The organism is Streptomyces sp. NPDC043908, from assembly GCF_056435525.1.
The window spans coordinates 1-17,477 of the sequence record NZ_JBWKEI010000012.1; the positions used below are offsets into that span (position 1 = coordinate 1).

The 17,477-nt window shown below is 70.7% G+C and carries 9 protein-coding genes, 1 tRNA gene and 1 rRNA gene; 10 read left to right on the forward strand and 1 reads right to left on the reverse strand.

The features are described 5' to 3' along the window. The 3 genes from rrf to AC069K_RS25085 form a co-directional block, all read left to right on the forward strand. Nucleotides 1–88, forward strand: a 5S ribosomal RNA gene (gene rrf / locus AC069K_RS25075); the annotation flags it as partial. Between the two features lie 97 nt (nt 89–185). Beyond that, a complete protein-coding gene (locus tag AC069K_RS25080; protein ID WP_478620072.1) occupies nt 186–863 on the forward strand; it encodes a DegT/DnrJ/EryC1/StrS family aminotransferase in 678 nt (225 codons plus the stop codon). A 111-nt stretch (nt 864–974) separates the two neighbouring features. Next, a tRNA-Thr gene (locus AC069K_RS25085) sits at nt 975–1,047 on the forward strand. 108 nt (nt 1,048–1,155) lie between these two features. Here AC069K_RS25085 and AC069K_RS25090 read toward each other — a convergent pair. Further along, complete coding sequence (locus AC069K_RS25090; protein WP_365114202.1) at nt 1,156–3,858, reverse strand: SpoIIE family protein phosphatase; 2,703 nt, start codon at nt 3,856–3,858, stop codon at nt 1,156–1,158. 299 nt (nt 3,859–4,157) lie between these two features. Between AC069K_RS25090 and AC069K_RS25095 the strand changes: the two genes are divergently transcribed. The 7 genes from AC069K_RS25095 to AC069K_RS25125 all read left to right on the forward strand — a co-directional run bounded on the left by AC069K_RS25095 (nt 4,158) and on the right by AC069K_RS25125 (nt 17,476). Further along, nucleotides 4,158–9,620: a HAMP domain-containing protein gene (locus tag AC069K_RS25095; protein WP_478620076.1), complete on the forward strand. Its 5,463-nt coding sequence runs from the start codon at nt 4,158–4,160 to the stop codon at nt 9,618–9,620. 273 nt (nt 9,621–9,893) lie between these two features. Next, entirely contained in the window at nt 9,894–10,574 is a 681-nt protein-coding gene (locus AC069K_RS25100; RefSeq protein ID WP_478620079.1) for a response regulator, read from the forward strand. A gap of 223 nt (nt 10,575–10,797) precedes the next feature. Then, on the forward strand, nt 10,798–13,596 hold the full coding sequence (locus tag AC069K_RS25105; RefSeq protein ID WP_478620082.1) for a DNA translocase FtsK: 2,799 nt from the start codon (nt 10,798–10,800) through the stop codon (nt 13,594–13,596). 255 nt (nt 13,597–13,851) lie between these two features. Further along, nucleotides 13,852–14,715, forward strand: coding sequence for a helix-turn-helix domain-containing protein (locus AC069K_RS25110; protein ID WP_478620085.1), 864 nt, complete (start codon nt 13,852–13,854; stop codon nt 14,713–14,715). 93 nt (nt 14,716–14,808) lie between these two features. Beyond that, nucleotides 14,809–16,284: a 30S ribosomal protein S12 methylthiotransferase RimO gene (gene rimO / locus AC069K_RS25115; RefSeq protein ID WP_358991315.1), complete on the forward strand. Its 1,476-nt coding sequence runs from the start codon at nt 14,809–14,811 to the stop codon at nt 16,282–16,284. After that, entirely contained in the window at nt 16,281–16,970 is a 690-nt protein-coding gene (gene pgsA, locus AC069K_RS25120; protein ID WP_365108780.1) for a CDP-diacylglycerol--glycerol-3-phosphate 3-phosphatidyltransferase, read from the forward strand. Before rimO ends, pgsA begins: the two co-directional genes overlap by 4 nt. 17 nt (nt 16,971–16,987) lie before the next feature. Continuing rightward, the gene (locus AC069K_RS25125) at nt 16,988–17,476 is read left to right on the forward strand and encodes a CinA family protein (RefSeq protein ID WP_478620090.1); all 489 of its coding nucleotides are present in this window, start codon (nt 16,988–16,990) and stop codon (nt 17,474–17,476) included. Nucleotide 17,477: the final 1 nt, after the last annotated feature.

The following is a 17,477-nucleotide window of genomic DNA, read 5'->3' on the forward strand; positions in this document are numbered from 1 at the left end:
CGGTTACATTCCGAACCCGGAAGCTAAGCCTTTCAGCGCCGATGGTACTGCAGGGGGGACCCTGTGGGAGAGTAGGACGCCGCCGAACAAATTTTCACGCGGGTTCCCGAGCTTCGGCTCGGGGACCCGCGTTTTTTTATGCCCGATCACCTGTTGTTCATATGCGGCGAGCACCATGCCCAGCTATGGGGATCATCGGAAAGCTGGAGTCCGCGCGTCTCACCGCCGGGGACGAAGTGATCGTGCCGGCTTATGACGACGGCACCGTGGCCCGGGCCGTCGTGGCGGCAGGCGCCCTGCCGGTGTTCGCCGACATAGACCCGGAGACGTACTGCCTGGGGGTCGGGGGCATCGAGGCCGTGGTGACCTCGCGGACCGTCGGGATCGTCCTCGTGCACCGCTTCGGGCACCCGGGCGAGGCCGGGCAGTTCAGGCAACTCGCGGAGCGGCTCGGACTGTTGCTGGTGGAGACGGACGAGGACGACGGCCAGGGCGGTGACGTCGTACAACGCCGGGAGCGGGCCGCGTACTTGGACCGGCGGCTCGTGGGCGTACGGACGCCCGTGCCGGCCGCCGGGCACGCGTACCAGCGCTATGTCGTACGGGTGCCGGGAAACGGGCGGCCCGACCGGGACGCGTTCGCGCGGCTGCTGCGGCGGCGCGGGGTCGCGTGTGACGTGCCCGTGCTCACGCCCGTGCACCGGACGCGGGAGTTCAGGCGGATCGGGTGTGTGCTGCCGGAGACCGAGCGGGCCGTGGACGAGACGCTCGCGCTGCCCCGCCTCGACGGGCTTTCCGACGCGGACGTACGGAAGTTGGTGTCGGTCTGCAACGCGCTCGGGGGGCTGCTTCAGCCCGCCTGACGGGGATGTGGGCCGGGAGCCGGAGGAACGGGCGGGCGTGGTTCGGAACACCGTCTGATTCAGGGTATGCTTTATCTCGTTGGTGAGGGGGAAACCCCGAAACAACAACCGGCCCCTATAGCTCAGTCGGTAGAGCGTCTCCATGGTAAGGAGAAGGTCTGCGGTTCGATTCCGCATGGGGGCTCAGCAGGAAGACGATGAAAGGCCCCGCCCATTGGGCGGGGCCTTTCGCGTTCTCCGGCCACCCGTGGGCGGTGGCCCCTGGTCCTGTCGGGCCGGGGCCCCGGCTCCGCTAATGCCGGGGCTGTTCCGGGATACGCATCGACAGAATCGCCATGTCGTCGGACGCGGGCTCGGCGGCGAAGCGTTCCACCGCGCGCAGGACGCGGGCCGCAACGGCGCCGGCGGTCAGGCCCGTACACGTGGCGAGGACGTCGGTCAGACCGTCGTCTCCCAACATGCGGGTACCCTCCCGGCGCTCGGTGATGCCATCCGTCACGCAGAGAAGGACGTCGCCCGGGTCCAGGGTGATCGTCTCCTCGTACAGCTCCAGGTCCTCCATGACGCCGAGCAGCGGCTGGGGTTCGGCCGCGGGCTCGACCGTGCCGTCCTGGCGCAGGCGCAGCGGGAGCGGGTGGCCCGCGCAGACGACCTTCAGGACGGCGCTGCCGTCCTCCTGGGGCCACAGCTCGCCGTAAAGGAGCGTCAGGAAGCGGCTGCGGGCGCCCTCGTCGAGGATCGCGGCGTTGAGACGCTCCAGGACCGCGGGGCCGCCGAAGCCCTCGCGGGCGAGCAGGCGCAGCGCGTGGCGGGCCAGGCCCGTGACGGCCGCCGCCTCGGGGCCGGTGCCGCACACGTCGCCGATGGCGAAGCCGTAGGCGCCGTCGCGGATGGGGAAGAGGTCGTAGAAGTCGCCGCCGACCTCGTTGCCCTCGCCGGCCGCGCGGTAGATGACCTCGACTTCGACGCCGGGGATCTGGGGGAGGCCCGGGGGCAGCAGGCTGCGCTGGAGGGAGCGGCTGATGGCCATGCGCTCCGAGTAGAGGCGGGCGTTGTCGAGGGCGAGCGCGGCCCGGCGGGAGAGGTCCTCGGCCAGTTCCAGGATCTCCTGGCGGAAGTGGTCGTCGGAGGGCTTGCCGAGGGTGAGCATGCCGATGACGCGGTTGCGGGCGACCAGGGGCAGCACGACGGTCTCGCCGCCGACGGCGGCGGCCGTGGACAGCGTGGTGCCGAGGCCGCTGCCCAGGTGCGGGCTGCTGACGCGGCCGAGGTCGCGCATCGAGGTGCGCAGCGCGGCCTGGTGGGCGGCTTCGCCGGGGGCGCTCCAGACGCGGGCGCCCGGGGTGGGGACCGGCTCCGGCGGGTCGATCTTGGACAGGAGCGCCTTGAGGCCGTCGATGCGCTCCTCGTCCTCGTGCAGGACGTAGGACAGGTACGGGTCGGAGGACTGGTCCGCGATCGTGTAGACGGCGCACCAGGTGGCGAGGGTGGGGACGGTCATCTGTGCCATCAGGGCCAACGTCTGGTCCCGGTCCAGGGTTCCCGCGAGCAGGTCCGAGGCCTCCACGAGGAAGCTCAGGGATCCGCGGCGGAGGCGTTCGAGCTCACCGAGGCGGGCCGACTCGACGGCGAGCGCGATGCGGTCGGCGGCGAACTGGAGGCGCAGCGCCTCCTCGTTGGAGTAGCGCCCGGCGGATTCGGCGGCGACGCCCAGGGAGCCGGTGAGGCGGCCCTCGACCTTGAGGGGGACGGTGACGACCGAGCGCATGCCGGAGCCGCCGAGGATGGGGACGGCGCCGGGGACGGCCGCGAGGTCCTCGTGGACGGCGGGCATCCTGGCCGAGCCGTAGCGGCCGGTGCCCGCTTCGACGGGCACGCGCGCGAAGCGCTGGCGGGCGGAGGGCAGGCCGGTGGTGGCGCGGACCTCCAGCTCGGTCTCGTCGTCGGTGGCGAGCAGCAGGAAGGCGGCGTCGCCGTCGAGCATGTCGCGGGCGCGCTCCACGGTGCGCTGGAGCAGTCCGTCGAGGTCGTCGGGGGCGGGGGAGCCGATGAAGACCTCGAACGGGTCGACGTTGCGGCTCTCGCCCATGGCCGCGGGGTCGCCGGCAGGAGCGCGTACGGGGGTCTGGAGCACGGCGCGCTCGTCGTCGCGGACCAGGAGGCAGACGGTGGACGGTTCGCCGTTGGTGTCCCGTACGCGCAGGTGTGACGCGTACACGGGCAGGACGCGGCCGTCGGCGCCGCGGATGCCGTAGCTGCCCTCCCAGCGCGACAGCTGGAGGGCCTCGACGATCCCGGTGGAGGTGCCGGGGGTGTGCGGCCAGGCCGCGAAGTCGGTGAGCTGCTTGCCGGTGACCTTCTCCGCGGGGTATCCGAAGAGCTCCTCGGCGTCCTCGTTCCAGGCGCGGACGGCGCCGGTGCTGTCGATCTGGATGACCGCGACGCGGACCCGGCCGTCGGTGACGGGCAGCAGGTCCAGGGGCAGGGCGGGGCCGGCCGAGCGGGTGCCCACCCGGCGGGCGGGCAGGTCGAGTTGGAACCAGACGTGCTTGCGGGTGGGGGTGTACTCGACGCCCCAGCGGGAGGCGATGGCGGCGCACAGCAGCAGGCCGCGGCCGTTCTCGCGGTCGGGTCCCGCGACCTCGGCGGGCGAGGCGTGGAGCGGGACCTCACGTTCGGGGTAGTGGTCGGCGACCTCGACGCGGACGCCGTCCTCGGAGCGCAGGCACAGGACGTCGGCGGCGGTGCCGGCGTGGACGACCGCGTTGGTGACCAGCTCGCTGGTGAGGACGACGGCGTCGTCGACGACGTCCGCGTACCCCCAGCCCTGGAGGGTGTCGCGGACGAAGGCGCGGGCGGTCGCCACGGACCGCCCGACGGGTTCGAAGCTGGCTTCCGCCCGCGCGGTGATCACAGAACTCCTCGTACGCGTCTCGACGCCCGGTTTCCCCTGCCGGGGTCCGGGAAGGTGCCCCCCGGGAATCAACACTCCCATGTGTGGCCCGCCCCCTCCGGTGTCCCGTGGTCGTCCTTGTGGCGTCCGCGGCCCCCGGGCTCACTGGAGCAGGGGGCGCCGCCGCCCTCGGACGGACCGGGGCGGTTGGACAGCCGGAAGCCAGGTTACTTACCTTCACTGTCCTGGCGGATGCCGGTCACCAGTGTTTCCGCCCTCCGTGGGCGGGGACGGTATGCGAAGCTGCCGAACTGTTATGGCCGGGTCCGGCCATGGTGAAACACTGGGAAGGCTTCGAGCAAAGCCCGACGAGGGCGGTCGACCCCTGCGGGAGGGACACGGTGGAGTCTGGCGTGGCGGCGCGTGGCAAGAGCACGCGCGCGAAGGGCGGACGGACCCGCGGCAAGGGGACGACCGAGGTGGACACCGCTGCGCTGCAGCGGCTGCTCGCCGCACTGGCGTCGATGCGGGACGGCAATTTCCGCAAGCGGCTGACCGTCTCCGGGGACGGGATGATGGCCGAGATCGCCGCGGTCTTCAACGAGGTCGCCGACCGCAATCTGCATCTGACGGGCGAGATCGCCCGGGTGCGGCGGATGGTGGGCCGGGAGGGGAAGCTGACCGAGCGGCTGGAGACCGGGGCCTGTGAGGGCTCCTGGGCGGCCGCCATCGACGCCTCCAACGCCCTGGTGGACGATCTGGCCCGGCCGGTCTCCGAGGTCGGCAGGGTGCTGTCCGCGGTCGCGGAGGGCGATCTGGAGCAGCGCATGGACCTGCGCTCGCACGGCGTGGACAACGCCGAGCGGCCGCTGCGCGGCGAGTTCCTCAAGGTGGGGCGGACCGTCAACAACCTGGTCGACCAGCTGTCGGCGTTCACCGACGAGGTGACGAGGGTCGCACTGGAGGTCGGTACCGAGGGCAAGCTCGGCGGCCAGGCCCAGGTGCGTGGAATGTCCGGTTCGTGGAAGGACCTCACGGATTCGGTGAACACGATGGCGTACCGGCTGACCGCCCAGGTACGTGACATCGCTCTCGTGACGACGGCGGTTGCCAAGGGCGATCTGTCGCGCAAGGTGACCGTGCACGTCGCCGGCGAGATGCTCCAGCTGAAGAACACCGTGAACACGATGGTCGACCAGCTGTCCTCGTTCTCCTCCGAGGTGACCCGGGTCGCGCGCGAGGTGGGCACCGAGGGCGAGCTCGGCGGGCAGGCGCAGGTGCCCGGCGTCGCGGGTGTGTGGAAGGACCTGACGGACTCCGTCAACCTGATGGCGGGCAACCTCACCGCACAGGTGCGCGGGATCGCGCAGGTGACGACGGCGGTCGCCAACGGTGACCTGTCGCAGAAGGTGACCGTTAACGCGCGCGGGGAGGTCGCCCAGCTCGCCGAGACGATCAACCAGATGACCGAGACGCTGCGTACGTTCGCGGACGAGGTGACCCGGGTCGCCAACGAGGTCGGCGCCGAGGGCCTGCTCGGCGGGCAGGCGCAGGTGCCGGGCGCGGCGGGCACCTGGAAGGACCTGACCGACTCGGTGAACACGGTCTTCCGCAACCTGACGACGCAGGTGCGGGACATCGCGCAGGTGACCACGGCGGTCGCCAACGGTGACATGACCCAGAAGGTCACGGTCGACGTCGCGGGCGAGATGCTGGAGCTGAAGAACACCGTCAACACGATGGTCGACCAGCTCCAGTCGTTCGGTTCCGAGGTGACCCGGGTGGCCCGGGAGGTCGGCGTCGAGGGGCGCCTGGGCGGTCAGGCGGAGGTGCCGGGCGCGGCGGGCACCTGGAAGGACCTGACGGACTCCGTCAACAACGCGTTCCGCAACCTCACCGGCCAGGTGCGCAACATCGCGCAGGTGACCACGGCCGTCGCCAACGGCGACCTGTCGCAGAAGGTCACGGTGGACGTCTCCGGCGAGATGCTGGAGCTGAAGAACACCGTCAACACGATGGTGGACCAGCTGGCCTCGTTCGCCGCCCAGTTGACGCGGATGGCCCAGGACGTGGGTACGGAGGGCCGGCTCGGCGGTCAGGCCCGGGTGGACGGCGTCTCGGGCACCTGGAAGGAGCTCACCGACTCCGTCAACTTCATGGCGGGCAACCTGACCTCCCAGGTGCGCCAGATCGCCCAGGTGACCACGGCGGTGGCGCGCGGTGACCTGTCGCAGAAGATCGACGTGGACGCGCGCGGCGAGATCCTGGAGCTCAAGAACACCATCAACAACATGGTCGACCAGCTGTCAGGCTTCGCCGAGCAGGTGACCAGGGTCGCGCGCGAGGTGGGCACCGACGGACGCCTGGGCGGCCAGGCGCAGGTGCCGGGCGTGGCCGGGGTGTGGCGGGATCTGACGGACTCGGTGAACGGCATGGCCGGCAACCTCACCGCCCAGGTCCGCAACATCGCCCAGGTCGCCACGGCGGTGGCGCGCGGTGATCTGTCGCAGAAGATCGACGTGGACGCGCGCGGCGAGATCCTGGAGCTCAAGAACGTCCTGAACACGATGGTCGACCAGCTATCGAACTTCGCGGAGCAGGTGACCCGGGTGGCCCGCGAGGTGGGCACCGAGGGCATCCTGGGCGGCCAGGCGGAGGTACAGGGCGTCTCGGGCACCTGGAAGGACCTGACGCAGTCCGTCAACTTCATGGCGAACAACCTCACCTTCCAGGTGCGCAACATCGCCGAGGTGACGACGGCGGTCGCCAAGGGCGACCTCTCGAAGAAGATCACCGTCGACGCCAAGGGCGAGATCCTGGAGCTGGTGACCACCGTCAACACGATGGTCGACCAGCTCTCGAACTTCGCGGACGAGGTGACCCGGGTCGCGCGCGAGGTGGGCACCGAGGGCATCCTCGGCGGTCAGGCCCGGGTGCGCGGGGTCACCGGCATCTGGAAGGACCTCAGCGACAACGTCAACCTGATGGCCGCGAACCTCACCTACCAGGTGCGCAACATCGCCCGGGTCTCCACCGCCGTCGCCAACGGCGACCTCACCAAGAAGGTGACGGTCGAGGCGCGCGGCGAGGTCGCGGAGCTCGCCGACACCGTCAACACCATGGTGACGACCCTGTCGTCCTTCGCCGACCAGGTGACCCGGGTCGCGCGCGAGGTGGGCACCGACGGCATCCTGGGCGGCCAGGCCCGCGTCCCCGGCGTCTCCGGTACGTGGAAGGACCTCACCGAGTCGGTGAACTCCATGGCCGACAACCTCACCGGGCAGGTGCGCCAGATCGCCACGGTCACCACCGCCATCGCCAAGGGCGACCTCACCAAGAAGATCGACATCGACGCGCGCGGTGAGATCCAGGAGCTGAAGAACACCATCAACACGATGGTCGACCAGCTCTCCTCGTTCGCCGTGGAGGTCACCCGCGTCGCGCGCGAGGTGGGCACCGAGGGCCAGCTGGGCGGCCACGCGCGCGTACGCGACGTGGACGGCACCTGGCGCGACCTGACCGAGTCCGTGAACGAGATGGCCGGGAACCTGACCCGGCAGGTGCGCGCCATCGCGGCCGTCGCCACCGCGGTGACCCGCGGCGACCTCAACCTCAAGATCGACGTGGACGCGGCGGGGGAGATCCAGGCCCTCCAGGACAACATCAACACGATGATCGCCAACCTGCGCGACACCACGGTCGCCAACAAGGAGCAGGACTGGCTCAAGGGCAACCTCGCCCGTATCTCCGGTCTGATGCAGGGCAGGCGCGACCTCGACGACGTCGCCTCCCTGATCATGACCGAGCTGACGCCGGTGGTCTCGGCGCAGCACGGCGCGTTCTTCCTGGCGCTGCCGACCGGCGGCTCCAACGAGGTCGGCGGGGACGAGGACAGCCCGTACGAGCTGAGGATGCGCGGGAGTTACGGGTACTCGGCGGGTTCGATGCCCACCTCGTTCCGGCCCGGTGAGACGCTGATCGGCACGGCGGCGGAGGAGAAGCGCACGATCCTGGTGGAGAACGTGCCGCCGGGCTACCTCAAGATCTCCTCCGGGCTCGGGGACGCGCCGCCCGCGCATGTGATCGTGCTGCCGGTGCTCTTCGAGGGCAAGGTCCTCGGGGTGATCGAACTGGCCTCCTTCCAGCCGTTCACCCAGATCCAGAAGGACTTCCTCAACCAGATCGCGGAGATGATCGCGACCAGCGTCAACACGATCAGCGTCAACTCCAAGACCGAGGTGCTGCTCAAGCAGTCGCAGGAGCTGACCGAGCAGCTGCGCGAGCGGTCGGCGGAGCTGGAGAACCGGCAGAAGGCCCTCCAGGCCTCCAACGCGGAGCTGGAGGAGAAGGCCGAGCTGCTCGCCCAGCAGAACCGCGACATCGAGGTGAAGAACACCGAGATCGAGGAGGCCCGGCAGGTCCTGGAGGAGCGCGCCGAACAGCTCGCGGTCTCGATGCGCTACAAGTCCGAGTTCCTGGCGAACATGTCGCACGAGCTGCGGACCCCCCTCAACTCGCTGCTGATCCTCGCCAAGTTGCTCGCCGACAACGCGGAGGGCAACCTCTCGCCGAAGCAGGTCGAGTTCGCGGAAACGATCCACGGTGCGGGTTCCGACCTGCTCCAGCTGATCAACGACATCCTGGACCTGTCCAAGGTCGAGGCGGGCAAGATGGACGTCAGCCCGACCCGGATCGCCCTGGTGCAGCTCGTCGACTACGTGGAGGCGACCTTCCGGCCGCTCACCGCGGAGAAGGGGCTCGACTTCTCCGTACGGGTGTCGCCGGAGCTCCCGGCGACCCTGCACACCGACGAGCAGCGGCTCCTCCAGGTGCTGCGCAACCTGCTGTCGAACGCGGTGAAGTTCACCGACAGCGGGGCCGTCGAGCTGGTGATCAGGCCCGCCCACGCCGATGTGCCGCACGCGATCCGCGAACAGCTCTTGGAGGCGGGCTCGCTGCGCGACGCGGACGCCGATCTGATCGCGTTCTCGGTGACCGACACCGGCATCGGCATCGCGGCCAGCAAGATGCGGGTGATCTTCGAGGCGTTCAAGCAGGCCGACGGCACGACCAGCCGCAAGTACGGCGGCACGGGCCTGGGGCTGTCGATCAGCCGCGAGATCGCCCGGCTGCTCGGCGGTGAGATCCACGCGGCGAGCGAGCCCGGCCGGGGCTCCACGTTCACGCTGTACCTGCCGCTGCACCCCAGCGAGTTGCCGCCGCAGGGCTATCCGCAGCTGCCGCCCGGCGGCGAGACGGGCAGCGAGGCCGGCCAGGCGGACGCGGGCCGCCAGGACCCGGTGCCGCACGAGACGGCGACGCTCGCCCCGAGCGAGGCCCAGACGGGGACGGCCGGGCTCTTCCGGCGCCGCCGCAAGGCGCTCGGCGCGGAGCCGGCCGCGACGCTTCCCGGACAGCAGGGAGAGGCGCGGCCGGACGCGTGGGCGGCCCAGGAGCCGGAGCACGCGCCCGCGCGCACCTTCCACTTCGGCGGCGAGAAGGTGCTGATCGTCGACGACGACGTACGGAACGTCTTCGCGCTCACCAGCGTCCTGGAGCAGCACGGCCTTTCGGTGCTGTACGCGGAGAACGGTCGCGAGGGGATCGAGGTCCTGGAGCAGCACGAGGACACGGCCGTCGTGCTGATGGACATCATGATGCCGGAAATGGACGGGTACGCCACGACATCGGCGATTCGCCGGATGCCGCAGTTCGCCGGGCTGCCGATCATCGCGCTCACCGCGAAGGCGATGAAGGGCGACCGGGAGAAGGCCATCGAGTCCGGGGCTTCGGACTACGTGACCAAGCCGGTCGACCCCGACCACCTGCTCTCGGTGATGGAGCAGTGGATGCGGGAGAAGTGATCGCCGGCGGGAGATCCGCCGCGCGGTGCTGACTGACTGTGGCCGAAGGCGTGTGGGAGGGCGGTATTCGGGGAACCTTCTGGTCTCCCACTACGTTTCTGCTACGTGCACAGTGACATCGCGGTGACAGGGTGTGGCGACAGGCGGGGTGCGGCTACCATGACCGGCACAAGGACGGGCGGCGCAAGGGAGTCGTCCCCAGGGGCGGCGCCCGGTGCTTCCCCAAGTCCTTCGGACAGGGGAGGCCCCAAGCCGGGGCGAGGAGGACGGGCCATGGTGCAGAAGGCCAAGATCCTCCTGGTCGATGACCGGCCGGAGAATCTGCTGGCGCTGGAGGCCATCCTCTCCGCGCTCGATCAGACACTGGTGCGGGCATCGTCAGGGGAGGAAGCGCTCAAAGCGCTGCTGACGGACGATTTCGCGGTGATCCTGCTGGACGTCCAGATGCCGGGCATGGACGGTTTCGAGACCGCCGCGCACATCAAGCGGCGGGAGCGGACCCGGGACATCCCCATCATCTTCCTCACCGCCATCAACCACGGCCCCCACCACACCTTCCGGGGGTACGCGGCGGGAGCCGTCGACTACATCTCCAAGCCCTTCGACCCCTGGGTGCTGCGTGCCAAGGTGTCGGTGTTCGTCGAGCTGTACATGAAGAACTGTCAGCTGCGCGAGCAGGCCGCGCTGCTCCGGCTCCAGTTGGAGGGCGGCGGCCAGACGGCCGGCGGCCCCAAGGAGCCCGCGGGGCTGCTCGCCGAGCTGTCCGCGCGGCTCGCGGCGGTCGAGGAGCAGGCCGAGGCGCTCTCCAAACAGCTCGACGACGAGTCGGCGGACGCGGCGGCGGTGGCCACCGCCGCCCATCTGGAGCGCAAACTGACCGGCCTGCGGCGGGCGCTCGACGCCCTGGAGCCGGGCACCGGCAGCGGCACCGCGGCCGTCCCCTCGCAGAACTGACGCGCAGAACTGACCCGCAGAACTGAACCCAGACCGACTCGCGGAACCGAACGGATCCGGAGCGAGCCGTTCGAGGGGGCCCGGCGCTGAGGGCGCGTCAGCCCCCTTCGCCCGTACGCCGGTCCTGTCCCCGCGCCCGTGACTATCGTCTTTCGGTACGACACGAACGGGTGAAGCACCGGCCGCCGTGTCGACGGCCGTCCGCACCGGTAACCTCAGCACCATGGCCTCACGTACGTCCGGCAAGGGTTCCCAGGGCACGGCGGGCACCGCGAAGCGCACCGGCCGTACCGCGGCGCCCGCCAAGAAGGCGCCCGCGAAGAAGACCGTCGCGCCCGCGAAGAAGGCACCCGCCAAAAGGGCGCCCGCCAAGAAGGCGATGCCCCCCAAGCCCGCGCCCCAGCGCGCGCCTTCACCCACCGGGGGCGTGTACCGGCTCGCGCGCGCCGTGTGGCTGGGCGCCGCCCATGGCGTCGGCGCGATGTTCCGCAGCGTGGGGCGCGGCGCCAAGGGCCTCGACCCCGCCCACCGCAAGGACGGCGTCGCCCTGCTGCTGCTCGGGATCGCGCTGATAGTGGCCGCGGGCACCTGGTCCCAGCTGCGCGGCCCGGTCGGCGAGCTCGTCGAGATGCTGGTGACGGGCGCGTTCGGCCGGCTCGACCTGCTGGTGCCGCTGCTGCTCGGGGCGATCGCCGTCCGGCTGATCCTCTATCCGGAGAAGCCGGAGGCCAACGGCAGGATCGTGATCGGCCTCTCCGCGCTGGTGCTCGGCGTGCTCGGCCAGGTCCACATCGCCTGCGGCTCGCCCGGCCGCGACGACGGCACCAGCGCGATGCAGGACGCCGGGGGCCTCATCGGCTGGGGCGCGTCCAAGCCGCTGGAATTCCTGATGGGCGATGTGCTCGCGGTGCCGATGCTGGTGCTGCTGACCGTCTTCGGGCTGCTCGTGGTCACCGCGACGCCCGTCAACGCCATCCCGCAGCGCCTGCGGGCCCTGTGCGTCCGCCTCGGCGTCCTGGAGCCGCTGCCGGGGGAGCTGGTCGAGGACGAGCTGTACGAGGACGACTGGCGTACCGCCGACGAACCGGAGCCCGCGCCGCGCGCCCGGCGCACGCCCGGGCGCAGGATCGCGCCGGGTGACGGTTACGCCCCGGGCGAGGCCGAGCAAGCGGCGCTCTCGCAGCGCCGCAAGCCCCGGCGCGCCTCGGTGCAACCGGCGTTCGACACCCCCATGGACCCCGTCGACGTGGCCGCCGCCGCGGCCGCGGCGCTCGACGGCGCCGTACTGAACGGCCTGCCGCCCTCCCCGGTCGTCGCGGACCTCACCCAGGGCGTCACCACCGAGCGGGAGCGGGGGAGCACCACACCGGTGCCCACGGCCCGCGGTGAGGCGGCGGGCGCGGCCGGGACACCGACCGCCAAGGCCGGTGCGGCCGGTCCGGCGCCCAGGGCGACCCCGGGCGCCCCCGCCGTCGTACCGGATCTGACCAAGGCGGCGCCGGAGCACTCGCAGATGCCCGCGCGCGCCGAGCAGCTCCAGCTCGCGGGCGACATCACGTACGCGCTGCCCTCGCTGGACCTGCTGGAGCGCGGCGGGCCCGGCAAGACGCGCAGCGCCGCCAACGACGCCATAGTGGCCTCGCTCCAGAACGTCTTCACGGAGTTCAAGGTCGACGCCGCCGTCACCGGCTTCACCCGGGGCCCGACGGTCACCCGGTACGAGGTGGAGCTGGGGCCGGCCGTCAAGGTCGAGCGGATCACGGCGCTGACCAAGAACATCGCGTACGCGGTGGCCAGCCCGGACGTACGGATCATCTCGCCGATCCCCGGCAAGTCGGCGGTCGGCATCGAGATCCCGAACACCGACCGCGAGATGGTCAACCTCGGTGACGTGCTGCGGCTCGCGGACGCGGCCGAGGACGACCACCCGATGCTCGTCGCGCTCGGCAAGGACGTCGAGGGCGGCTATGTGATGGCCAACCTGGCGAAGATGCCGCACGTCCTGGTGGCGGGCGCGACCGGCTCCGGCAAGTCGTCCTGCATCAACTGCCTGATCACCTCGGTCATGGTGCGCGCCACCCCCGAGGACGTACGGATGGTGCTCGTCGACCCCAAGCGGGTGGAACTCACCGCCTACGAGGGCATTCCGCATCTGATCACACCGATCATCACCAACCCCAAGCGGGCCGCCGAGGCGCTCCAGTGGGTCGTGCGCGAGATGGATCTGCGCTACGACGACCTGGCGGCGTTCGGATTCCGCCATATCGACGACTTCAACGAGGCGATCCGCAACGGCAAGGTCAAGCTGCCCGAGGGCAGCGAGCGGGAGCTGACCCCGTACCCGTATCTGCTGGTGATCGTCGACGAGCTCGCGGACCTGATGATGGTGGCGCCGCGTGACGTCGAGGACGCGATCGTGCGCATCACCCAGTTGGCCCGCGCCGCCGGCATCCATCTGGTCCTCGCTACCCAGCGGCCCTCGGTCGACGTCGTGACCGGCCTGATCAAGGCGAACGTGCCCTCCCGGCTCGCCTTCGCGACCTCCTCGCTCGCCGACAGCCGCGTCATCCTCGACCAGCCCGGCGCCGAAAAGCTCATCGGAAAGGGTGACGGACTGTTCCTGCCGATGGGCGCGAACAAGCCGACCCGCCTCCAGGGCGCGTTCGTCACCGAGGAGGAGATCGGGGCGATCGTCCAGCACTGCAAGGACCAGATGGCGCCGGTCTTCCGCGAGGACGTCACGGTCGGCCAGAAGCAGAAGAAGGAGATCGACGAGGAGATCGGCGACGACCTCGACCTGCTCTGCCAGGCCGCCGAGCTGGTGGTCTCCACCCAGTTCGGGTCGACCTCGATGCTCCAGCGCAAGCTGCGGGTCGGCTTCGCCAAGGCCGGCCGGCTGATGGACCTGATGGAGTCGCGCGGGATCGTGGGACCCAGCGAGGGCTCCAAGGCGCGCGACGTCCTGGTCAAACCGGACGAACTCGACGGTGTGCTCGCGGTCATCCGGGGGGAGGCTCCCTGATGGCCCGGGGCGGGCCCGAAGGGGCGATTGGGCGGCCGAATGGAGCACGCGTACGGGAGCGTGGGGCAACCGTTCTCCCCGGTTGTACGTCCAGTTGAGGGAAGAACAGGAACATGCCCCCCTCCTGACCCGTTAGGAGGAAGGGAGGAGGCCATTCCTATGGCGTACAAACTCCACCCTCCCGGTTGCCCCACCCTTTCGTACCCCCCCTAGACTGAACCTCCAGCAGGTGGCTCACGCTCGAAAGGCGCCCCCGTGTCCATCGGCAACTCCCCCGAAGACGACCGGCCTTCCCTCGGCGACGACGACCGGCCCTCCTTTGCTGACGACAACCGGCCGACGATCGGGCACGCGCTCAAGCAGGCCCGTATCGCGGCGGGACTGACCGTCGACGAGGTCAGTTCGATCACGAGAGTGCGCATTCCGATCGTCCACGGCCTGGAGGACGACGACTTCTCCCGCTGCGGCGGCGATGTGTACGCGCGCGGACACATCCGCACGGTCGCGCGGGCCGTGCACCTGGACCCCGAGCCCCTGGTCGCGCAGTACGACGCCGATCACGGCGGCCGTCCCGAGCCCACGCCCGCCGCACCCATGTTCGAGGCGGAGCGGATCCGGCCCGAGCGGCGCCGGCCGAACTGGACCGCGGCCATGGTCGCCGCGATCGTGGTGGTCGTCGGTTTCGTCGGCTTCACGATGTTCAGCGGCGACGGCGACTCCAAGAGCAAGGGCACCCAGGTGGCCGAGGGCCCCACCCAGACGCAGCAGCGCAGTCCGAGCCCCAAGCCGGTCCCGAGCCTGCCGCCGGTGTCCAAGCCCCCCGCCCCCTCGGACAGCGCCATCGCGGCGGCCCCGCAGGACAAGGTCACCGTCAAGCTGAGCGCCATCTCCGACAAGAGCTGGATCTCCGCCAAGGCGCACAACGGCCAGGTGCTCTACGACGGCCTCCTGGAGAAGGGCGAGTCGAAGACCTTCGTGGACGGCGAGAAGATCGACCTGATCCTCGGCAACGCCGGGGCGATCGAGCTCTACGTCAACGGCAAGAAGGTCGAGGACCAGTTCGGAGACGGCCAGGTCGAGCGGCTGACCTACACCAAGGGCGACCCGGTCGTCGGCTGACGGCGGCGCCGCACCCCGGCGCCGCAGGGCCGCCGGTTCCTTGATCGGCCCTCGCGGCGGGGACGCGGGCCGGGACAAAGTAGTCTTGAGTCCATGCCCGAACGCCGTACCGTCGCCCTTGTCACTCTCGGCTGCGCCCGTAACGAGGTGGACTCGGAGGAGCTTGCAGGCCGCTTGGCAGCGGACGGCTGGGAGCTCGTCGAGGACGCCGCGGACGCCGATGTCGCCGTCGTCAACACCTGTGGGTTCGTCGAAGCCGCCAAGAAGGACTCCGTCGACGCCCTCCTCGAAGCCAACGATCTCAAGGATCACGGCAGGACCCAGGCCGTCGTCGCGGTCGGCTGTATGGCCGAGCGGTACGGCAAGGAGCTCGCCGACGCGCTCCCCGAGGCCGACGGCGTGCTCGGCTTCGACGACTACGCCGACATCTCCGGCCGCCTCCAGACCATCCTCAGCGGCGGGAGCGTCGAGGCGCACACCCCGCGCGACCGGCGCAAGCTGCTGCCCCTGAGCCCCGTCGAGCGCCAGGGCGCCGCCGTGGCGCTGCCCGGCCACGCCCAGGAGGCCCAGGAGAGCGCCCCCGAGGACCTGCCCGAGGGCGTCGCCCCCGCGTCCGGTCCGCGCGCCCCGCTGCGCCGCCGGCTGGACACCAGCCCGGTCGCCTCGGTGAAGCTGGCCTCCGGCTGCGACCGCCGCTGCTCGTTCTGCGCCATCCCGTCCTTCCGCGGCTCCTTCATCTCGCGCCGTCCCTCGGACGTGCTGGGCGAGACGCGCTGGCTGGCCGAGCAGGGCGTCAAGGAGGTCATGCTGGTCTCCGAGAACAACACCTCGTACGGCAAGGACCTCGGCGACATCCGCCTCCTGGAGACGCTGCTCCCCGAGCTCGCGGCCGTCGAAGGCATCGAGCGTGTACGCGTCAGCTACCTCCAGCCCGCCGAGATGCGCCCGGGCCTGATCGACGTACTGACCTCGACCGACAAGGTCGTCCCGTACTTCGACCTCTCCTTCCAGCACTCCGCCCCCGGTGTGCTGCGGGCCATGCGGCGCTTCGGCGACACCGAGCGCTTCCTGGAGCTGCTAGAGACGATCCGCGCCAAGGCGCCGCTGGCCGGTGTCCGCTCCAACTTCATCGTCGGCTTCCCCGGTGAGACCGAGGCCGACTTCCAGGAGCTCGAACGCTTCCTCACCGCCGCCCGCCTCGACGCCATCGGCGTCTTCGGCTACTCCGACGAGGAGGGCACCGAGGCCGTCACGTACGAGAACAAGCTGGACGCCGAGGTGATCGCGGAGCGGCTCGACCACCTCTCGCGGCTCGCCGAGGAGCTCACCGCCCAGCGCGCCGAGGAGCGCGTCGGCGACACCGTCCGGGTGCTGGTCGAGTCGGTCGACGGCGAGGACGGCGTGATCGGCCGCGCCGAGCACCAGGCGCCGGAGACCGACGGTCAAGTGCGGTTCACGGAGGGCGCGGGACTGACGCCGGGCCGTATCGTCGAGGCGAAGGTCGTCGCCGCCGAGGGCGTCGACCTGGTGGTGACGAGTCTCGACGTCCCTGAGGAGGCGGCCAGATGACCGGAGTCCCGGCATCCGCGGCGGGCGGTACCGGCCGGACGCCGGCGCCCGGCGGCAAGCTGGGCGCGGCGGCCGTCAACCAGGCGAGCCTCTGGAACGTCGCGAACCTCCTCACCATGGTCCGGCTCGTGCTCGTGCCGGGCTTCGTGGTGCTGATGCTCCAGGACGGCGGGTACGACCCGGCCTGGCGGGCCTGGGCATGGGCGGCGTTCGCCGTCGCCATGATCACGGACATCTTCGACGGGCATCTGGCCCGGACGTACAACCTGGTCACCGACTTCGGGAAGATCGCGGACCCCATCGCGGACAAGGCGATCATGGGTGCCGCGCTGGTCTGCCTCTCCTCGCTGGGCGATCTGCCGTGGTGGGTGACCGGGGTGATCCTGTTCCGGGAACTCGGGATCACGCTCATGCGTTTCTGGGTCATCAGGCACGGCGTGATTCCCGCCAGCCGCGGTGGGAAACTGAAGACACTCGCCCAGGGCACGGCGACGGGTATGTATGTACTGGCGCTCACGGGTCCACTGGCGACCCTGCGCTTCTGGGTGATGGCGATCGCCGTGGTGCTGACGGTCGTCACGGGACTGGACTATGTGCGACAGGCGGTCGTACTGAGGCGCAAGGGGCTCGCCGCACAGCGCGCGGCGCGCGCCGCCGAGGCCGCCGTGGAGGGACCGGGCCGGTGAAAGAAGCCGCGCGGATCATGCAACTGCTCACGGACCGTGACCAGACGGTGGCGGCCGCGGAGTCGCTCACCGGCGGGCTGGTGGCCGCGGAGCTGACCGAGGCCCCGGGCGCCTCGGCGGGTTTCCTCGGCTCGGTGACGGCCTACGCCACGGACGTCAAGCAGAAGGTCCTGGGCGTCGACGGGACCCTGCTGGCTGAGCGCGGAGCCGTGGACGGCGAGGTCGCGCGGCAGATGGCAGCGGGTGTGCGCCGGCTCATGGGGGCCGACTGGGGTGTGGCGACGACCGGCGTCGCGGGCCCCGAGCCCCAGGACGGCAAGCCCGTCGGGACGGTCCACGTGGCGGTCGAGGGACCGGACGGGACCGGGAAATCCGTCGCTTTGCGGTTGAACGGCGGCAGGGAGGAAATCCGTAGGGAGAGTGTACGGAGCGTACTCGACCTGCTCGCCGGTGAACTCCGCGAAGACGCACGGGCACAGGATACGGAACAGAACGGGGGGAATTGAT